The 17680-nt window shown below is 43.8% G+C and carries 16 protein-coding genes and 1 tRNA gene; 13 read left to right on the top strand and 4 right to left on the bottom strand.

Going from position 1 to position 17680, the window contains the following annotated elements; genetic code table 11:
* Positions 1-681 precede the first annotated feature (681 nt).
* The 8 genes from ABNE31_RS07595 (at position 682) to deoD (ending at position 8757) form a co-directional block, all read left to right on the top strand.
* On the top strand, positions 682-891 hold the full coding sequence (locus ABNE31_RS07595) for a PLD nuclease N-terminal domain-containing protein (RefSeq protein WP_179384999.1): 210 nt from the start codon (positions 682-684) through the stop codon (positions 889-891).
* Between the two features lie 309 nt (positions 892-1200).
* Positions 1201-3567 carry a TonB-dependent receptor gene (locus tag ABNE31_RS07590; protein ID WP_349352917.1) on the top strand — a complete coding sequence of 789 codons (2367 nt, stop codon included), beginning with the start codon at positions 1201-1203 and terminating at the stop codon, positions 3565-3567.
* Positions 3568-3593: 26 nt separating this feature from the next.
* Complete coding sequence (locus ABNE31_RS07585; protein WP_349352916.1) at positions 3594-4076, top strand: thioredoxin family protein; 483 nt, start codon at positions 3594-3596, stop codon at positions 4074-4076.
* Positions 4077-4294: 218 nt separating this feature from the next.
* Entirely contained in the window at positions 4295-5809 is a 1515-nt protein-coding gene (locus ABNE31_RS07580; RefSeq protein ID WP_349352915.1) for an NADP-dependent isocitrate dehydrogenase, read from the top strand.
* 128 nt (positions 5810-5937) lie between these two features.
* On the top strand, positions 5938-6891 hold the full coding sequence (locus ABNE31_RS07575; protein WP_349352914.1) for an L-threonylcarbamoyladenylate synthase: 954 nt from the start codon (positions 5938-5940) through the stop codon (positions 6889-6891).
* Between the two features lie 112 nt (positions 6892-7003).
* Positions 7004-7408, top strand: a complete 405-nt coding sequence (locus tag ABNE31_RS07570; RefSeq protein ID WP_349352913.1) for a hypothetical protein — start codon at positions 7004-7006, stop codon at positions 7406-7408.
* On the top strand, positions 7408-8046 hold the full coding sequence (deoC, locus tag ABNE31_RS07565) for a deoxyribose-phosphate aldolase (RefSeq protein WP_349352912.1): 639 nt from the start codon (positions 7408-7410) through the stop codon (positions 8044-8046). The genes ABNE31_RS07570 and deoC overlap by 1 nt, the downstream gene beginning before the upstream one ends.
* Positions 8047-8052: 6 nt before the next feature.
* Positions 8053-8757 carry a purine-nucleoside phosphorylase gene (gene deoD, locus ABNE31_RS07560; protein WP_349352911.1) on the top strand — a complete coding sequence of 235 codons (705 nt, stop codon included), beginning with the start codon at positions 8053-8055 and terminating at the stop codon, positions 8755-8757.
* A 13-nt stretch (positions 8758-8770) separates the two neighbouring features.
* On the opposite strand, the gene ABNE31_RS07555 is transcribed toward deoD, so the two are convergent.
* Positions 8771-10030 carry a mechanosensitive ion channel domain-containing protein gene (locus ABNE31_RS07555; protein WP_179385007.1) on the bottom strand — a complete coding sequence of 420 codons (1260 nt, stop codon included), beginning with the start codon at positions 10028-10030 and terminating at the stop codon, positions 8771-8773.
* Between the two features lie 208 nt (positions 10031-10238).
* On the opposite strand from ABNE31_RS07555, the gene ABNE31_RS07550 reads away from it, so the two are divergent.
* From ABNE31_RS07550 to ABNE31_RS07530, 5 genes are all read left to right on the top strand, one after another.
* Positions 10239-10322 (top strand) — tRNA-Leu (locus ABNE31_RS07550).
* A 170-nt stretch (positions 10323-10492) separates the two neighbouring features.
* Positions 10493-11392: a MerR family transcriptional regulator gene (locus tag ABNE31_RS07545; RefSeq protein ID WP_349352910.1), complete on the top strand. Its 900-nt coding sequence runs from the start codon at positions 10493-10495 to the stop codon at positions 11390-11392.
* A 6-nt stretch (positions 11393-11398) separates the two neighbouring features.
* Positions 11399-12859 carry a phytoene desaturase family protein gene (gene crtI / locus ABNE31_RS07540; protein ID WP_349352909.1) on the top strand — a complete coding sequence of 487 codons (1461 nt, stop codon included), beginning with the start codon at positions 11399-11401 and terminating at the stop codon, positions 12857-12859.
* On the top strand, positions 12856-13698 hold the full coding sequence (locus ABNE31_RS07535) for a phytoene/squalene synthase family protein (RefSeq protein WP_179385010.1): 843 nt from the start codon (positions 12856-12858) through the stop codon (positions 13696-13698). The genes crtI and ABNE31_RS07535 overlap by 4 nt, the downstream gene beginning before the upstream one ends.
* Positions 13695-14147, top strand: a complete 453-nt coding sequence (locus ABNE31_RS07530) for a sterol desaturase family protein (RefSeq protein WP_293285520.1) — start codon at positions 13695-13697, stop codon at positions 14145-14147. The genes ABNE31_RS07535 and ABNE31_RS07530 overlap by 4 nt, the downstream gene beginning before the upstream one ends.
* On the opposite strand, the gene ABNE31_RS07525 is transcribed toward ABNE31_RS07530, so the two are convergent.
* The 3 genes from ABNE31_RS07525 to ABNE31_RS07515 all read right to left on the bottom strand — a co-directional run bounded on the left by ABNE31_RS07525 (position 14148) and on the right by ABNE31_RS07515 (position 17620).
* Positions 14148-14714: a TlpA disulfide reductase family protein gene (locus ABNE31_RS07525; protein WP_349352908.1), complete on the bottom strand. Its 567-nt coding sequence runs from the start codon at positions 14712-14714 to the stop codon at positions 14148-14150.
* Positions 14711-15271, bottom strand: a complete 561-nt coding sequence (locus ABNE31_RS07520; protein WP_349352907.1) for a TlpA disulfide reductase family protein — start codon at positions 15269-15271, stop codon at positions 14711-14713. The genes ABNE31_RS07525 and ABNE31_RS07520 overlap by 4 nt, the downstream gene beginning before the upstream one ends.
* 81 nt (positions 15272-15352) lie before the next feature.
* Positions 15353-17620 carry an aconitate hydratase gene (locus tag ABNE31_RS07515; protein WP_293285527.1) on the bottom strand — a complete coding sequence of 756 codons (2268 nt, stop codon included), beginning with the start codon at positions 17618-17620 and terminating at the stop codon, positions 15353-15355.
* Positions 17621-17680: the final 60 nt, after the last annotated feature.

The raw sequence follows: 17680 nt of genomic DNA, 5'->3' as shown, positions 1-17680 counted from the left end.
AGAAGTGCATCATCATATGCCGAGATTTTTGATAAGGAGTCTATTTGTGATTGGTTGGTCAAAAACTCTTGGGATATATTTTGGCCAAATGATGAAATACCTATTGATGTAAAAATGCAAACAAGATTATATTTAGTTAGGGCCATTTTTTTCATCACTCTTAATCACTAAGTTAACTAAAATATATCTGGCTTAAATTAGGTGCAAGGAGTATTGATCTTCATCTTGGGGGAGCAATTGACCTCAAAATAGTTTAATGGGGTTTAAGATGACCGAGATAAATAAAACTTATACGATCAACAACTCATCGTGTCCATTCCAACTATTTATAAAGGTTTAATTATATTTGAAATGACGAAAGCAAATCAAACGTAAAAGTTCACAAATCGTCAACAACGGATGTGAACTTTCTCAGGATATTGATAGACACTGGGCTGATTAGCGAAGGTTCTGAACCCAGTCAGGTCACTTTTTTTATTTCAAAAAAACTCATAAAGTCTGTAAACTATATTTTACAGACTTTTTTATTTTAACAATCTATCGGTTGTATTCTTTTTCCTAGTCCGTATTTTTGATACGGAAAAGAACATTGATTTACTTGCTTATAAGCCAACCTAGGGTGTAAGGCAACGGTTAAATAAGGAATCAGGACAATAACACCTCAGCATTAATATACCGACTATGCAACAACTTGGAATAATCGGAGCTTGGCAAATCATTTTAATCGTATGTGGATTGGTACTTCCAATTATCGCTTTGATAGATGTCATCCGAAATGAATATACCAAGAACAACAAACTAATCTGGGTTTTAGTGATTCTATTGATGAATTTCCTCGGAGCCCTACTTTACTTCTTGTTTGGCACTTCACAAAAAATCAAAAACAATTAAAGGTTTCAATCGTCCTCGTTATAAAACGAAGTTGGGCTACCTGAAGTTTCAAGGGGTGGACATATCCCAGCAATAAATCGTAGTATTTCTTCTTTTGTTAGGGTGCTACGCTTAACATCCCATCAATCCTACTCCATATTCACTATCCAATGCCCCTTTAAGGCGCTACCATTCTCTTTACTACCATCCCAACGAACACCACAACCCGCTCATATCATTTATGAAATTGTTTCCAATTTTCATTGGGTAATTTTTATACTTATAAATATTTTTTTAGCTTTGTCTAAATTTAATTTTAACCCCACAAAAATGATTCGGTTGAAGTATCTCATATTCTTCTTTTTAACCATCCCATTATCCCTGATTTGGGCCCAAGACAATGCTGTCACAGTTTCTGGTAGGGTAACATCCAACGGAAACCCTGTCCCCTACGCAGCAGTCTATTTGAAGAATGGAAATCTCGGTGTCAATACCAACATCGATGGTCAATACCAACTTGAAATCCCAATTGGTGAGCATATTCTGGAAGTAGCTTCCCAAGGCTTCAGGACCAACTCGAAAAAAATCACCATCACATCAAATCAAAATGTAACCTTGAACTTTGAATTGATTGAAGATGCGCTTGGCCTAGACGAAGTAGTCATCAGTGCCACTCGAAACAGGGTGGAACGTCGGAGTGCACCCGTGGTCGTGTCATCCCTAAAACCAAGATTATTGACGGCTACACAATCCATTTCGGTAGCCGAAGGCTTAAACTTTACCCCCGGTGTCCGCGTGGAAACCAACTGCCAAAACTGTGGGTTTACCCAAGTCCGCTTAAATGGATTGGATGGTGCCTATACCCAAATATTGCTCAACAGCAGACCCATTTTCACCTCATTGTTGGGCGTTTATGGATTGGAGCAAATTCCAACCAACATCATAGAACGTGTGGAGGTGGTTCGCAGCGGAGGTTCGGCCCTCTACGGCTCCAATGCCATCGCGGGAACAGTAAACATTATTACCAAAGATCCTATCTTGAATACATGGGAGATTGGAAGCAACATGGCCATTGTGGGGGGCGAAGCATGGGACCGGGTGGTCAACTTCAACAGTTCCATTGTCGCCGATGACCTCTCCAGTGGCGTCACCTTCTTTGGGGCCTACCGCAACCGAGAAGCCTATGATGCGAACGATGATGGTTTTACCGAGCTGGTGGAACTTCGTAATACCACTGTAGGTGCAAAAGCATTTTTTAGGCCTACCGATAGAAGCCGTATCTCATTGAATTTAAATGCCATAAGAGAATACCGCAGAGGTGGTGACAGGCTGGAACTGGCTCCACAATTCACCGACATTACCGAGGAATTGGACCACGATACCTTTATCGGTGGCGCCGATTATGAAATTGATAGCAAGGATGGCACCCAAAAGACCCAAGTGTATACTTCTGCCTCCTATACAAATCGTGATAGCTACTACGGGGGACTGGGCGGTGCCAGAACCCGGCAGGACAGCCTTTTGGCCAACAATGCCTTCGGTACCACCAAAGACTTGGCGTGGGTAAACGGGGTGCAGATTACCAAAACATTCAATAATAAAGACGTTTTGACAATCGGGGCCGAATATAATTATAGCGCCACGGAAGATCAAATTCCCGGCTATGATCGGCTCGTTGACCAAAATGTGAATACCTTGGGCGGATATGCACAATACGAATGGAAACCTTCCGACCAATTTTCTGCCTTGCTCGGAACCAGATTGGACAACGTGAATGTTTTCGGGAATTATTCGGTAGGAGGTCTCGAGAGGGATTTGGACCTCAACCAAACGGCCCTTTCACCAAGGTTAACGCTATCCTATAAACTTACAGAAGCATGGCGTCTTCGGGCCGGATATGCGCGAGGATTCAGGGCCCCACAAACCTTTAACGAAGATCTGCACATTTCAAGTGTAGGTGGCGAACCGCAGTTCGTATTGTTGTCCGATGATTTGGATACGGAATTTTCAAATGCCTTTACCGGTTCCGTAAACTATTCCAAAACCAAAGACCTGCTACAACTGGATGTATTAATGGAAGGATTCTACACCCTTTTGGAGGATCCGTTTACACTGGTCAGCACGGGAGCGGCGTTGTCCAACGGTTCCATATTGGAAGAGGTACGCAATGGTGAAGGCGCCCGAGTCTATGGCTCCAACTTTGAACTGGGTCTTTCGCCTGACCCGGAATGGCGTTTTCAATTGGGCGGAACCTTACAAAAAACCGAGTGGAACCAACCTCAAATCCTTTTCGAGAGCGATGGTACCCCGGGGGAAAGTGACATTGTTATCGATGAATTTGTTAGAGTACCCGACTTTTATGGGTATTTGAACACCACTTGGATTCCCAGCGAAAAGTTTAACGTGGACGTCACAGGTACCTACACGGGCAACATGACCGTCCCAAGGGTCATTAGCGATAACGGCTTTTTGGAACTCAACGATTCAGGTTCGTTTTTTGATATGAACATTAAACTGGAAACCCATTTTGATTTCAGCGAGTCCTTTATGATAACCCTATCGGGTGGTGTGACCAATATCTTTAATAGCTTTCAAGATGATTTTGATATTGGTCCTGGCCGTGACTCTGATTACGTTTACGGCCCGGACGCTCCGCGCGCCATCTTTTTTGGGCTAAAATTTGGTAAGTTACATTAAGACCAAGATTACTGTAAACTTTGAACATGTTACGCACACTCTTTTCTAGCATTTGTTTGATTTTTATGATCGCTTCTCCCCTTTTAGGGCAGAAACAAGAAGTGGAGTGGCTTAGTTTTGAACAACTGGAAGATTCCCTTACGGTACAACCCAAAAAAGTCCTGATCTTTTTTAATGCAGATTGGTGCGCCTACTGCAAAAAAATGGAGAGAGCTGCATTTAAGGACGCCAAAGTTACCTCCTTGCTTCGCAATGACTATTATGTTGTAAAAATGGATGTTGAAACCGCGGACACTATTGTTTTTGGTGGACAACGCTTTATCAATAGTGAACTGGGCAAAAAAAGAAGCCCCATTCATCAAATACCCAAATTATTGGCTTCACGGGAAAATGCCCCCTTTTCCGTGCCTGCCCTCATTCTATTGGATACCGAGTTCAAAGTGCTCGATAGGTTCTTTGAGTATCTGTCCCCAAAAGGGATGCACCAATTTTTATCACAGGAAGACTGAGTAACTGGTATCCTTTTTTTACGAATTCCATAACCAAAACTACGTTTTGAAGGTCCTTTTAATCAAAATCGAATCCTTGCATCTAACCTCTCTAACCTTGACTCTGCCGCTTTTTAACCTATTTGCATAAAATATGTTTATGGTTTAGGTAATTTATTTAAATAAAAATTTATGGTTTTTTACCCGCATATTTGCACTGTAACATAAACATAACCGAAATGGGTACAAAAGCATTAACTGAACAAAAAACAAAAAAACAACTCAATACCCCTGTAAAGATTGCCGTTGCCAACGGTGACGGAATCGGTCCCGAAATCATGAAAGCTACCCTGCGCATTTTGGAAGCTGCAGGAGCTCCGATTGAACCTGAATATATCGATTTGGGTGAAAAAGTCTACCTATCCGGCAATACCTCCGGAATCGACAGTAAGGCATGGGAAGCCATCCGAAGCAACAAAATTATTTTCAAGGCTCCCATAACCACCCCTCAGGGAAAAGGCTACAAAAGCTTGAACGTTACCCTGCGAAAATCCCTTGGCCTTTTTGCCAATGTACGACCAGTATCCGCCCTTTCTCCCTATGTACCCACCAACTTTCCCAAGATGGATGTGGTCATCATCCGCGAAAACGAGGAAGATCTTTACGCTGGCATCGAACACCGCCAGACACAAGAGGTCTACCAATGCCTAAAACTTATCACTAGGCCGGGTTGCGAGCGTATTATTCGATATGCCTTCGAATATGCCAAAGCGTTCGGAAGAAAAAAGGTCACTTGTATGGTGAAGGACAATATCATGAAATTGACGGACGGATTGTTCCATCAGGTTTTTGATGAAATCGCACTGGAATACCCCGAAATCAAAAATGAAACACAGATTATCGATATAGGTTCTGCCCGATTGGCCGCAAGTCCAGAGGATTATGATGTTGTGGTCACGGCCAACCTTTATGGCGACATTATTTCCGATATCGCTGCAGAAGTAGGCGGTTCGGTGGGTATGTGCGGTTCCGCCAACATTGGTACCGAAGTTGCCATGTTCGAAGCCATACATGGATCTGCACCCGACATTGCCGGGAAAAATGTGGCCAACCCATCCGGTCTCATCAACGCAGCCATATCCATGCTGGCCCATATTGGACAAGCTGAAGTGGCGGATAAGGTAAAAAATGCTTGGTTGACCACCTTGGAGCAAGGCTTCCATACGGCCGACATTTATCAAGAGGGTGTCAGCACCGCAAAAGTGGGCACTCAGGAATTTGCCGATAAGGTCATCGCCAATTTGGGTCAAACCCCAAGCACGCTGCCCAAAAGCTTGATGGTTCAAGGAAAGGGAACCATACAACTACCAGCATATGTCCGTAAAAACGAGACCAAGGAACTGGTAGGCGTGGATGTCTTCTTGGATTGGCAAGGTACGGACCCAAACGAACTCGGTGACGCCCTCGCAAAACTGGAAGTATACCAACTCAAGCTAAAAATGATCACCAACCGTGGAGTAAAAGTATATCCCGAAGGGATTAAAGAAACATACTGCACTGACCATTGGCGATGCAGATTTGTGGGGATGGGTGCGCAAATTAGCGGCCCCGAGCTTTCCTATGCGCCCATCACCTACGAACACGTTGTGGCCCTGTTGTCCAAATTGCACCATCTAGGTTTTGATGTGATCAAAACGGAAAACCTATATGAGTTTGATGGGAAACGAGGATTTTCACTAGGTCAAGGCGAATAGAACAACCATTTTGGATGTGTTTTGAGCGAGCGTATCGATCCTTGTGGTCGGTGCGCTTTTTCCATCCAAAAAATACCGTACTTTGCGCAACTTTTTAAAATTAAAGAAGGCGAATAAAATACCTGATCATGTTACTAGGTCCCGATGAATTGGAAAAGGCGGTAGCCATTTTGAAAAAAAACGATGTTTTGGCCATCCCCACCGAAACCGTTTACGGATTGGCCGGAAACATTTATAGCGAAGAAGCCATTGCCAAGATTTTTGAACTGAAGAAAAGACCGCTCAACAATCCACTGATCGTGCATCTCCATAAGATGGAACAGGTCCATGAAATTGTAGCGGAATTTCCGCCGAAAGCGAAATTGCTTGCCGAACAATTCTGGCCAGGCCCTTTGACCCTTGTGCTTAAAAAGGGAAACAACGTACCCGATTTGGTAACGGCAGGTAAGGATACCGTTGCCATCCGGATCCCCGATCATCCGGTAACATTGGCCTTATTGGAAAAGCTACCTTTCCCCATCGCTGCGCCAAGTGCCAATCCCTTTAATAGGATTAGCCCCACCAGTGCCGAGCATGTACTTGGATACTTCCAAAATACACTGGCTGTTTTGGATGGCGGAGCTTGCAAAAAGGGTATCGAATCCACTATTATTGGTTTTGAAGGTGAAGAACCCATCCTGTATCGATTGGGTTCCATTTCCAAGGAAACCATAGAAGAGGTCATTGGTGAAGTCCGTGTTCAAAATAAGGCTAAAGCAGCGCCGAACGCCCCTGGCATGTTAAAAAAGCACTACGCCCCTACCACCAAAACCTATTTGACCGACAACGCCCAAGAGATGGCCTACCTGACGGAAGGAAAAAAAGTAGGACTGCTGCGCTTCACAGGAAAGTCCGAAGACCCCAATTACCGTCATATCGAAATATTATCGCCATCCGGTGATCTAGCAGAAGCCACAGCCAACCTTTATGGCGCATTGCACCGATTGGATAGCATGAAACTAGATATGATCATCGCCGAGCGGGTGCCCCAAATAGGACTTGGAGTGTCCATCAATGATCGACTGGAAAGAGCAACCCAATAATTACCCAAACATAGCGCGGCATGATATGCTTCCCGATGTGGAATACGTGAGCAATGTCATAAAAATACGCTGGTTTTAGCCCTAATTTTAAACGAGTTTAAAAACAAGAATCATGTACAACTCAGAAAAAATAGGGAACGAATTCTATCAAAGTCTAGGCAAACTGTTCTATTTCGTGGCCATGGCCGACCATACCGTAAGGCCCATCGAAATCGAAAGGTTGCGAAACTATGTCCGCCAATACTGGTTGGATGTGGATGAAATTGAAGATGAGTTCCATACCGATGCCGCTTATCAAATAGAAATTGTTTTTGATTGGTTGGATGGGGAAGAAAAGGAAGGTGAAGCGTATTTTGATGAATTCAAGGAATTTTACAAAGAGCATCCCGAGAAATTTTCAGAACCCATCAAAAAATTGATTGTGGAAACCTCCGAAGCCATAGCCAAATCATTTGCCGGAAAGAATAGATCGGAGATGTTGGCTATCTTTAAGCTCAAACAACTGTTCAATCATTGATGGGCCTAGAAAAATACATTGACCACACCAATCTAAAACCTACCGCAAGCCATCAGGATATCGTTGCGCTATGCAAGGAAGCCATTATAAATGACTTTTATGCTGTTTGCGTAAATGGGTGCCATGTGGCCACGGCTCACGAAACGCTTAAAGGAACTCTTGTAAAAGTGGCCGCGGTAATCGGTTTTCCACTAGGCGCCATGTCCACCAAGGCCAAAGTGTGCGAAGCCATGGATTGTATTGAGAACGGTGCGGATGAAATTGATATGGTCATTAATGTTGGATGGATAAAGTCGGAACGCTTTGATGCCGTCCGCGATGAAATCAAGGCCATCAAAAAAGCTATTGGACCCAAAATTTTAAAGGTGATCATTGAAACCTGCTACCTTACCGAAGCCGAAAAAGAGCGGGCTTGCCTACTGGCCGTTGATGCAAAAGCCGATTTTGTGAAGACCTCCACGGGCTTTGGCAACGGGGGAGCCACTTTGGCGGATGTGCAATTAATGAAGCGCGTGGTAGCGGACCAACTTAAGATCAAAGCCTCCGGTGGTATAAAAACCAAGGAAGAAGCCCTGAAATATATAGCCCTTGGCGTATCGAGAATAGGCACATCTTCTGGCCCGGAATTAATCAAATAGCACATCATGAGCATACACATTGAGGCCAAAAAAGGAGAAATAGCAGAAACGGTTCTAATGCCCGGTGACCCATTGCGTGCAAAATGGATTGCCGAAACCTTTCTCGAAGACTCCTTTTGTTACAACCAGATCAGGGGAATGTTGGGCTATACCGGCTTCTTTAACGGTCAACGAATTTCTGTTCAGGGCAGTGGTATGGGCATGCCTTCGGCCATGATCTATCTACATGAACTCATCAAGGACTACGGCGTAAAGAAGGTGATCAGGGTAGGTTCGGCCGGTTCCTATCAAAAAGACATTCAACTCAACGATGTTGTGCTGGCCATGACTGCATCGACCACATCGGGCATCAATAATTCGAGATTTATCAATTCGGACTACTCCCCTACCGCCAACTTTGATCTGTTCATCAAAGCGGTAAATTATGCCCAAAAACACGGCATTCCCATAAAGGCAGGCAATGTGCTCTCTTCGGATGAATTTTATGAGGACGACCCAAAGGCCTACGAGCATTGGGCAAAGTACGGGGTTCTTTGTGTGGAAATGGAAGCTGCGGGCATTTATACCATTGCTGCAAAATATAACGTAAAAGCGTTGACCATATTAACCATTTCCGATTCCTTGATTACCGGGGAACAGCTGTTGGCCGAGGCCCGGGAAACTTCATTCCAGCAAATGGTGGAAATCGCTTTGGCCGCCGCAATGCCATAAATCAAACTTTGAGCTAATCGTCAGTGGTGGGGATGTATGCTGCCGACACGGGAAGCTCAAAAAGCTCCAAGGAAAAATAAGGCAATGCCGCCAGCAGATGGTCAAAAATATCCGCCATTACATACTCATAATTCTCCCATCGCTTATCCGAACTAAATGCATAAATCTCTAAGGGAATCCCCTGTGGTGTTGGTTGCAATTGGCGTACCATTAGGGTCATTTTTTTATTGATGGCAGAATGACCCTCCAGATAATTGGTCACATACTTTCGGAACACCCCAAAATTGGTAAGGTTCCTACCATTGACCAATAACTCTTTATTTATCTGGTTATCCTGATTGTGCGACCTGATCTGCTCGCTCCTAGTGGTGATATATGCTTCGATCAATTGAATTTTTTTCAAACGCTCCACTTCTTCTTCCGTGAGAAAACGGATACTTTTCTGCCGAATGATCAACGAGCGTTTGATTCTTCTTCCTCCGGATACCTGCATCCCCCTCCAGTTTTTAAAGGAATCGGAAATCAATGCATAGGTCGGGATTGTGGTAATGGTCATATCAAAGTTCCGAACTTTCACGGTCGCCAAACTAATTTCCACAACGTCCCCGTCCGCCCCATATTTTTCAAAAGTGATCCAATCCCCTATCCTAACCATGTCGTTTATGGTGACCTGTATGCTCGCTACCAATCCTAAAATGGAATCCTTAAAAATCAACAATACCACAGCGGAGGCTGCACCCAAGGCCGTGAAAAATTTCCAGACCGTGGTATCCGTCACTATAGCGAAAATCGTCAGAATCCCAATGATCCAAGCGAAAATCATGAAAACCTGCACATAGCTATCAATCGGCTTATCCTTAAATTGGGTGAGGGTTTTTAGATAACTGTTGACACTTTTGAAGAATTTGCGAAAAATGACGAGGGTCAAAAAGACAAACAAAATCTTGATTGTCTTAAGGGCAATCACCTCTGCATAATCAAAATCTTCAAAAGCTACTGGTACAAACCTCAACAAAATGAACAAGGGAATCACATGGGCCACATAACGTGGCACCCGGTGTGCCACTAAAAAATTATCAAAATTGTTCTTGGATTTTCGGGCTAGGCGCACGGAAACAGCACGCAAAATCTTCCAAAGGAGGATATCCAAGAAAAATACCAGCACCAAGACCACCAATACCAGCACAAAAAGATTGATGTATGCCGCCAAACCATCGGCCATGCCCTGTTCCAGTAAGTAGTTGTAAAGCAAACGACCTAAATCCTTGTCCATAATCCTTTTGAAAATAAAGATTTGACACAAAATTACGGGATTTTATCTACCCTGCTATGCAGGTTTCACATCATTTTAAGTGAGTTTGGGGAAGTTTGGCCCTAATGGACCCGAAGCAAAGAAAATGATTTGCCCTCCTTATAAATTCCAATTTCAAGACCTTCCTTTTGCACAAAAAAATTATATTTGCACACCAAAAATCACGAAGGCCCACGTGGTGGAATTGGTAGACACGCTACCTTGAGGGGGTAGTGTTCGTAAGGACGTGCTGGTTCGACTCCAGTCGTGGGCACAAAAGAAAACCGCAAGCCATTGCGGTTTTTTTTGTTCAACACTTCCTGAAAAATCCGCAATCCTTTCCCCAAAACCCTGATTTTTATACAGCGGTATCCAAATTTTATGATAAAAAACTAGGACGGCATCTATTTAATCGTAAATTTGTTTAACGTTTAAATGAAAATGATGAACAACGTAAAAACTTCCTTCAGCATTCGGGATATGGAGAACCTTTCGGGAATCAAGGCGCATACCATTCGGATTTGGGAAAAGAGATACAACTTGTTCAGCCCAGAACGAACGGACACCAACATTCGCACCTACAGTTTGGAGAGTCTGCAAAAACTGCTGAACGTCACATTGCTCTATAACAACGGTTACAAGATTTCCAAGATTGCCAAATTGGGAGAAGATAACATCCCGGTTTTGGTCAATGAAATCATCGCTGAAAAAAGCGAAAAGAGCCATGCGCTGAACTCCTTTAAGTTGGCGATGCTCAATTTTGATCAGGCGCTCTTCCTGAATACCTATAATGAGCTTAAGGAAGATAAATCATTCACACAGATCTTTAACGATGTCTTTTTACCATTGTTGAACGAACTTGGGCTTTTGTGGCAGACCAATACCATCAGTCCTGCCCACGAACATTTTATTTCCAACTTGATCAAACAAAAAATCTATATCCATACCGAGCAGCTGCAATTCGAGGCACCCACGAAAAAGGACGAGGTGTATGTGCTCTTCCTCCCAGAAAATGAAATCCATGAGTTGGGGCTCTTATACGTAAACTACCAATTGGCCTTAAATGGCTACAAAACGGTTTATCTGGGCCAGACCATGCCTGTGGAAAGTTTGGAAGACCTGCTCAAATATTACACGAACATCCGATTTGTTTCCTATTTTACCGTATCGCCGACCAAGGATGAAATCGACACCTATTTTAAGCGCTTTGGCGAAGTCCTTAAGAAGTCCCCAGGTTCCAAACTGTGGGTACTTGGTCATCAAATCCAAGAATTTGACGACGATTCCGTTAAGGACCCCATAATCATATTCAAATCCATCAACCAACTGTTAGATTCGATTTAAAATCCAATGAAAAAAGTTATTGTAATCGGTTCCGGTTTCTCTTCCCTTTCGGCCTCTTGCTACTTGGCAAAGGCGGGATATGAGGTAGACATGTTCGAAAAGAACGACACCGTGGGAGGAAGAGCCCGTCAGCTGATAAAGGATGGATTTACCTTTGATATTGGCCCCAGTTGGTATTGGATGCCCGATATTTTTGAAAAGTTCTTTGCCGATTTTGGCAAAAAGACGTCGGACTACTACCATTTGGACAAATTAAACCCCGCTTACAAAATATTTTTTGAGGATGATGTGATTACCATAGGTGACTGCATGGAAAGCATCTGTGAGGAGTTTGAGCGCATCGAATCGGGCAGCAGCAAGCATTTGAAACAGTTTATAGGTGAGGCTCAGGAAAATTATGACATCGCCATAAACAAAGTGGTGTTGCGTCCCGGGCTATCCCCATTGGAGCTCGTAACCAAGGAAACCGTACTCAAAGTGGACCAATTTTTCAAGACTATAAGTCAACAGGTCAGAAAAAGGTTCAAAAATCCCAAATTGGTGTCCACGTTGGAATTTCCTGTGCTGTTTTTGGGAGCCAAACCCAGTAAGACACCTTCTTTCTATAATTTTATGAATTTTGCCGATTTTGGCCTCGGTACTTGGCATCCCAAAGGAGGGATGTATGAAATCATCAAGGCCATGAAAGGTGTCGCAGAGGAACTTGGAGTAACCATACATACCAACAGTCCCGTCAGCCACATTCTAGTTTCCGAAGGAGAAGTACTGGGCATACGAAGCAAAGGAAACAATCACTTGGCCGATTATGTGGTCAGTGGGGCGGATTATCATCATTCCGAGACCCTCTTGGACAAAAAATACCGACAATATTCGGAGGACTACTGGGCCAAAAAGACCTACGCCCCTTCCTCCCTATTGTTTTACATCGGCTTTGATAAGAAATTGAACAATATCGAGCATCACAACCTGTTCTTTGACACCGATTTTGAGCAGCATGCACAAGAAATATATGACCATCCACAATGGCCGAGCAATCCGCTGTTCTATGCCAATTTCCCCTCGGTAACGGATGCCTCCATGGCCCCGGAAGGCATGGAAACGGGCTTTTTCTTGGTGCCCATCGCTCCGGGCTTGGAAGACACCCCTCAATTACGGGATCAATATTTTGATATTGTGATGGACCGATTTGAAAATTTAACCCATCAATCTGTAAAAAATTCTGTAATTTTTCGGGAAAGTTTTTGCGTAAACGATTTTGTGGAACAGTACAATTCCTATAAAGGAAACGCTTATGGAATGGCCAACACGCTGCGCCAGACCGCTTTTTTAAGACCTAACCTCAAAAGTAGCAAGGTAAAAAACTTGTTCTTTACCGGTCAGTTGACCGTACCCGGACCAGGGGTCCCACCATCCCTGATATCCGGTAAACTGGTGGCTGATTTAATCATTAAAGATGAAAACCGATGAAAACTATTTTTGACAACGTCTCGTACGATTGCAGTAAGATCGTAACCAAGTCTTACAGCACTTCCTTTTCCTTGGCCACCAAAATGCTGGCCCCATCGATCAGGGCCGATATTTACAATATTTATGGTTTTGTGCGATTTGCGGATGAAATCGTGGATACTTTTCATGATTACGATAAAGCACAACTGTTCGATGCCTTTGAAAAGGACATGGAGCGGGCCATCGCGGATAAAATCAGCCTAAATCCTATTTTGAACGCATTTCAACATACCTATCACAAATACGACATTCCGCATCATTTGGTGGAGTCCTTTATGAAGAGTATGCGGATGGACCTGACCAAGAAAAACTATGAGACTTTTGATGAATACCGGGAGTACATTTATGGTTCCGCTGATGTAGTCGGCCTAATGTGCCTCTGTGTATTTGTGGATGGGGACAAGGAAAAATATGAAAGATTGAAGGAATCTGCCATGGCCTTGGGCTCAGCTTTCCAAAAGGTAAATTTCCTCAGGGATCTTAAAGCGGATTATGAGGACTTGAACCGCACCTATTTTCCCGACACTGACCTTTTGGAACTCGATGAAGCGTCCAAAAGACGCATTGTCAATGAAATAAAAGCAGATTTTGCCTTAGGTTACGCAGGTATCGTTGAATTGCCGGAACAGGCTAAGTTTGGCGTTTATACTGCATACCGCTATTATAAAAAGCTGTTGCAAAAATTGCAGAGCACTCCACCTTTAGAAATAAAAAATACCAGGATACGTGTGCCCAATTATCAAAAATTCGGACTTTTGGCACAATCTTACGTAAATTATAAACTACAATTGGTACAATGAAAGTAGCACTTTGGATATTGATATTTTTGGCAACTTTTTGCTTTATGGAATTTATGGCATGGTTTACCCACAAGTATGTGATGCACGGCTTCTTATGGAGCCTTCACAAGGATCATCACAGAAAGGACCATGACTCTTGGTTCGAGCGTAACGATGCCTTTTTTATCTTTTATGCCGTAGTGAGCATGTCCCTGTTTTATCTGGGCAGCGCCACTTCTTTCTGGTATGGTTGGCCGTTGGGCTTCGGCATATTGGCCTATGGAATCGCCTATTTTATGGTACATGATATTTTTATTCACCAACGCTTTAAAATGTTCCGCAATGCCAATAATTGGTATGCCCGTGGAGTCCGCAGGGCGCACAAAATCCATCACAAGCATCTAGGAAAAGAAGATGGGGAATGTTTTGGGATGTTGGTGGTTCCCTTCAAATACTTTAAGAAAAAGTAGTTATTGGGCCAACAGTTGGTCCAAAAGATTGCGGACCTTGTCCGAATTCCAGTTAGCGGCACCTGTTTTGTCCACCACCAAATCGCCTTTTTTATCTATGATGTAGGTAACAGGGATGCTTCCGCTCTCCAACGCTTTTGGTGTTGCGGATACCTGAAAATAAACAGGTAGATCATAGCCCTTTTTCTCCAAAAAAGTCAGCACTTTTTCTTGGTCGTCATTGGCGACAAAGGCAAATTCGACCTTATCCTTATAGTCTGCATATAGTGTGGCAAACCCAGGTAGCTCAGCCACACAGGGCGGGCACCAAGTGGCCCAAACGTTGATCAAGATCACTTTGCCTTTTTTGGATTGAAGATTGGCTGGTTTGCCTTCCAAATCCACCCAGTTCCAAGTATAATCCTCCAAAACTGAACGCTCTGATTCTTCCACCGTGCTTGGACTGACAATCGCTGCCATGGCTTTGTTGGCCCACACGCGCACATGAAATCCTACTGGGGTAAAAAGAATGAGCAATATCGCTACAATCCAAATAATATTGCCGACCTGTTCTTTTGTGATTTTCATTCTGCAATCAATTCATCCAATAACTGGTACACCTTTTTCGAGCTCCAATCCGAAATGCCTTCTTCATGGATTACGATATGGCCCTCCTTATCGAGCAGATAGGATGATGGCACCTTGCTAGCATCCACCGGCATCTTCTCCCCGATGATCAAATAGGTGACCGGAAAAGAAAATCCATGCTCTTCCATAAAGGCTTCTACAGGTTCTTGCTCTTCATTGGTAATGATATAAAAATCCATTTGCCCTTTGTATTTGTCGTACAATTCCTGAATACTTGCAAGCTCCGCTTCGGAAGGCAGTCGCCAAGAGGCCCAAAAATTGATTAAGACCACATTTCCCTTGGATTTTTCAAAATTGAAGAAGTTCCAATCAGCATCCTTTAATCGCCAATCGTAATCCGTAATCTGTTGACGCTCTGTTTCCTCAATGACCGCTGGGGAAAACGAGAAGAGCCTGTTCAACCAGATTTTCCCATAATATCCAATGGGAGTCACAAAAAATGACAGGACAAAGAGAATCAAAATGATATTGAGGACGGTCTTCTTACTGATTTTCATGGAATGGTTTTTCTCAAAAAATAAAAACTCCTGACATCAATAGTCGACATCAGGAGTTTCAACAGATTATTTTAGATACAATTAAGCATTTTGTTTTTTGATCAAGTTCAAGGCCGAACCTTCATTGAACCATTTGATCTGTGCATCGTTGTAAGAATGGTTTGCCATAATAGTGTCTTTGCTACCATCGGCATGCACTACCTCAATGGTGAGTGGCTTGTCCGGTGCAAACTCTGCAACATCCACAAAATTGAAAGTATCGTCTTCTTGGATCAGGTCATAATCGTTCTCATTGACGAAGGTCAAGGCCAACATTCCTTGTTTTTTCAAGTTGGTCTCGTGAATCCTTGCAAAGGATTTCACCAAAACCACAGCTACGCCCAAATGTCTGGGTTGCATAGCCGCATGCTCACGGGAAGAACCTTCACCGTAGTTATGGTCTCCCACAACAATGGTCTTGATACCTTTCTTTTTGTACTCGCGCTGGGTATCTGGAACTCCACCGTACTCCCCTGTCAATTGGTTCTTGACAAAGTTTGTTTTTTGGTTGAAGGCATTGACTGCTCCAATTAAGGTATTGTTGGCAATATTGTCCAAATGTCCTCTAAAGCGCAACCATGGTCCCGCCATGGAAATGTGGTCCGTGGTACATTTTCCAAAGGCCTTGATCAGCAGCTTCATCCCTTGAAGGTCTTTTGCAGTGATAGGCTCAAAAGGCTCCAACAGTTGTAGTCTTTCAGAACCTTCGGCAACGATTACCTCAACTCCGCTTCCATCCTTAACGGGCTCTAGATAACCATTCTCCTTCACTTCAAAACCTTTTGGAGGCAATTCCCATCCTGTTGGCTCATCCAACATCACTTCTTCACCGTCCTCATTGATCAACTTATCGGTCAAAGGGTTAAAGTCCAAACGACCTGCAATGGCAATTGCAGCGGTCATCTCTGGTGATGCCACAAATGCGTGGGTATTTGGGTTACCGTCCGCACGCTTTGCGAAGTTTCGGTTGAAGGAATGTACGATACTGTTCTTGGGTGCGTTCTTTGGATCTTCATAACGTCCCCACTGACCGATACATGGTCCGCAGGCGTTGGTGAAGATTTTGGCATCCAGTTTTTCAAAGATTTCGAGGATACCGTCCCGCTCCGTTGTATATCGCACTTGTTCCGAACCTGGGTTGATTCCAAACTCGGCCTTTGTCTTCAGTTTTTTGTCCAAAGCCTGTTGTGCAATGGATGAGGCTCGAGATAAATCTTCATAGGAAGAGTTGGTACAAGAACCTATCAATCCCCACTCCACGGCCAATGGCCATCCATTTTTCTCTGCCTTTTCCTTCATGGTTCCCACTTCTGTGGCCAAATCCGGGGTAAATGGTCCGTTGAGCAATGGTTTCAATTCGGAAAGATTGATTTCGATCACTTGATCAAAATACTGCTCTGGATTGGCATATACTTCTGGGTCAGCGGTCAAATGTTCTTTTACCTTGTTGGCTTCGTCAGCAACGTCGGACCTGTCGGTAGCTCTTAGATAGCGCTCCATGGATTCGTCATAACCAAAGGTTGACGTGGTAGCACCAATTTCAGCACCCATGTTACAAATGGTTCCTTTACCGGTACATGACATGGAGGTAGCTCCAGGGCCAAAATATTCTACAATGGCACCCGTACCGCCTTTTACGGTAAGAATTTCGGCTACTTTAAGGATAACATCCTTGGGTGCGGTCCAACCTGATAATTTTCCGGTCAACTTTACACCAATCAATTTAGGGAATTTAAGCTCCCAGGCCATTCCGGCCATAACATCCACGGCATCAGCACCACCTACCCCAATGGCCACCATACCCAATCCACCAGCATTTACGGTGTGTGAGTCGGTTCCAATCATCATACCGCCTGGAAAGGCATAGTTCTCCAAAACTACTTGGTGAATGATACCTGCTCCCGGCTTCCAAAAGCCGATTCCGTATTTGTTCGATACAGACTCCAGAAAATCAAAAACTTCCTTGCTGGTCTCGTTGGCATGCTTCAAATCTTGTGCGGCACCTTCCTTGGCTTGGATCAAGTGGTCACAGTGAACCGTTGTAGGAACTGCCACCTTGTCTTTTCCAGCCTGCATAAATTGCAACAGGGCCATTTGGGCCGTTGCATCTTGACATGCAATCCTATCGGGGGCAAAGTCAACGTAATCCTTGCCTCTAACAAAGGCTTTTTCCGGTTTACCGTCCCAAAGGTGGGAGTATAAGATTTTTTCTGAAAGTGTAAGGGGCTTGCCCACCAATTCACGGGCCTTTTCCACGCGTTCCCCCATGGAAGCGTAGACACCCTTTATCATGTCTATATCAAATGCCATTCTACAATTGAGTTTTTAAGATTTTCGTAATTCGGTAAATTTACTAAATCGTATAGTAAT

Source organism: Flagellimonas sp. MMG031, from assembly GCF_040112705.1.
GTDB lineage: Bacteria > Bacteroidota > Bacteroidia > Flavobacteriales > Flavobacteriaceae > Flagellimonas.
Note: the sequence above shows the minus strand (reverse complement) of the source record. Positions and strands in the feature narration are given on the sequence as shown.

Bases quoted from the DNA above. Each gene is read 5' to 3' on its own strand.
- ABNE31_RS07585 (WP_349352916.1), top strand. From the start codon at position 3,594: ATGTTACGCACACTCTTTTCTAGCATTTGTTTGATTTTTATGATCGCT.
- ABNE31_RS07525 (WP_349352908.1), bottom strand. From the start codon at position 14,714: ATGAAAATCACAAAAGAACAGGTCGGCAATATTATTTGGATTGTAGCG.
- ABNE31_RS07545 (WP_349352910.1), top strand. From the start codon at position 10,493: ATGAACAACGTAAAAACTTCCTTCAGCATTCGGGATATGGAGAACCTT.
- crtI (WP_349352909.1), top strand. From the start codon at position 11,399: ATGAAAAAAGTTATTGTAATCGGTTCCGGTTTCTCTTCCCTTTCGGCC.
- ABNE31_RS07575 (WP_349352914.1), top strand. From the start codon at position 5,938: ATGTTACTAGGTCCCGATGAATTGGAAAAGGCGGTAGCCATTTTGAAA.
- ABNE31_RS07515 (WP_293285527.1), bottom strand. From the start codon at position 17,620: ATGGCATTTGATATAGACATGATAAAGGGTGTCTACGCTTCCATGGGG.
- ABNE31_RS07580 (WP_349352915.1), top strand. From the start codon at position 4,295: ATGGGTACAAAAGCATTAACTGAACAAAAAACAAAAAAACAACTCAAT.
- ABNE31_RS07530 (WP_293285520.1), top strand. From the start codon at position 13,695: ATGAAAGTAGCACTTTGGATATTGATATTTTTGGCAACTTTTTGCTTT.
- ABNE31_RS07555 (WP_179385007.1), bottom strand. From the start codon at position 10,030: ATGGACAAGGATTTAGGTCGTTTGCTTTACAACTACTTACTGGAACAG.
- ABNE31_RS07520 (WP_349352907.1), bottom strand. From the start codon at position 15,271: ATGAAAATCAGTAAGAAGACCGTCCTCAATATCATTTTGATTCTCTTT.
- ABNE31_RS07535 (WP_179385010.1), top strand. From the start codon at position 12,856: ATGAAAACTATTTTTGACAACGTCTCGTACGATTGCAGTAAGATCGTA.
- ABNE31_RS07570 (WP_349352913.1), top strand. From the start codon at position 7,004: ATGTACAACTCAGAAAAAATAGGGAACGAATTCTATCAAAGTCTAGGC.
- ABNE31_RS07595 (WP_179384999.1), top strand. From the start codon at position 682: ATGCAACAACTTGGAATAATCGGAGCTTGGCAAATCATTTTAATCGTA.
- deoC (WP_349352912.1), top strand. From the start codon at position 7,408: ATGGGCCTAGAAAAATACATTGACCACACCAATCTAAAACCTACCGCA.
- deoD (WP_349352911.1), top strand. From the start codon at position 8,053: ATGAGCATACACATTGAGGCCAAAAAAGGAGAAATAGCAGAAACGGTT.
- ABNE31_RS07590 (WP_349352917.1), top strand. From the start codon at position 1,201: ATGATTCGGTTGAAGTATCTCATATTCTTCTTTTTAACCATCCCATTA.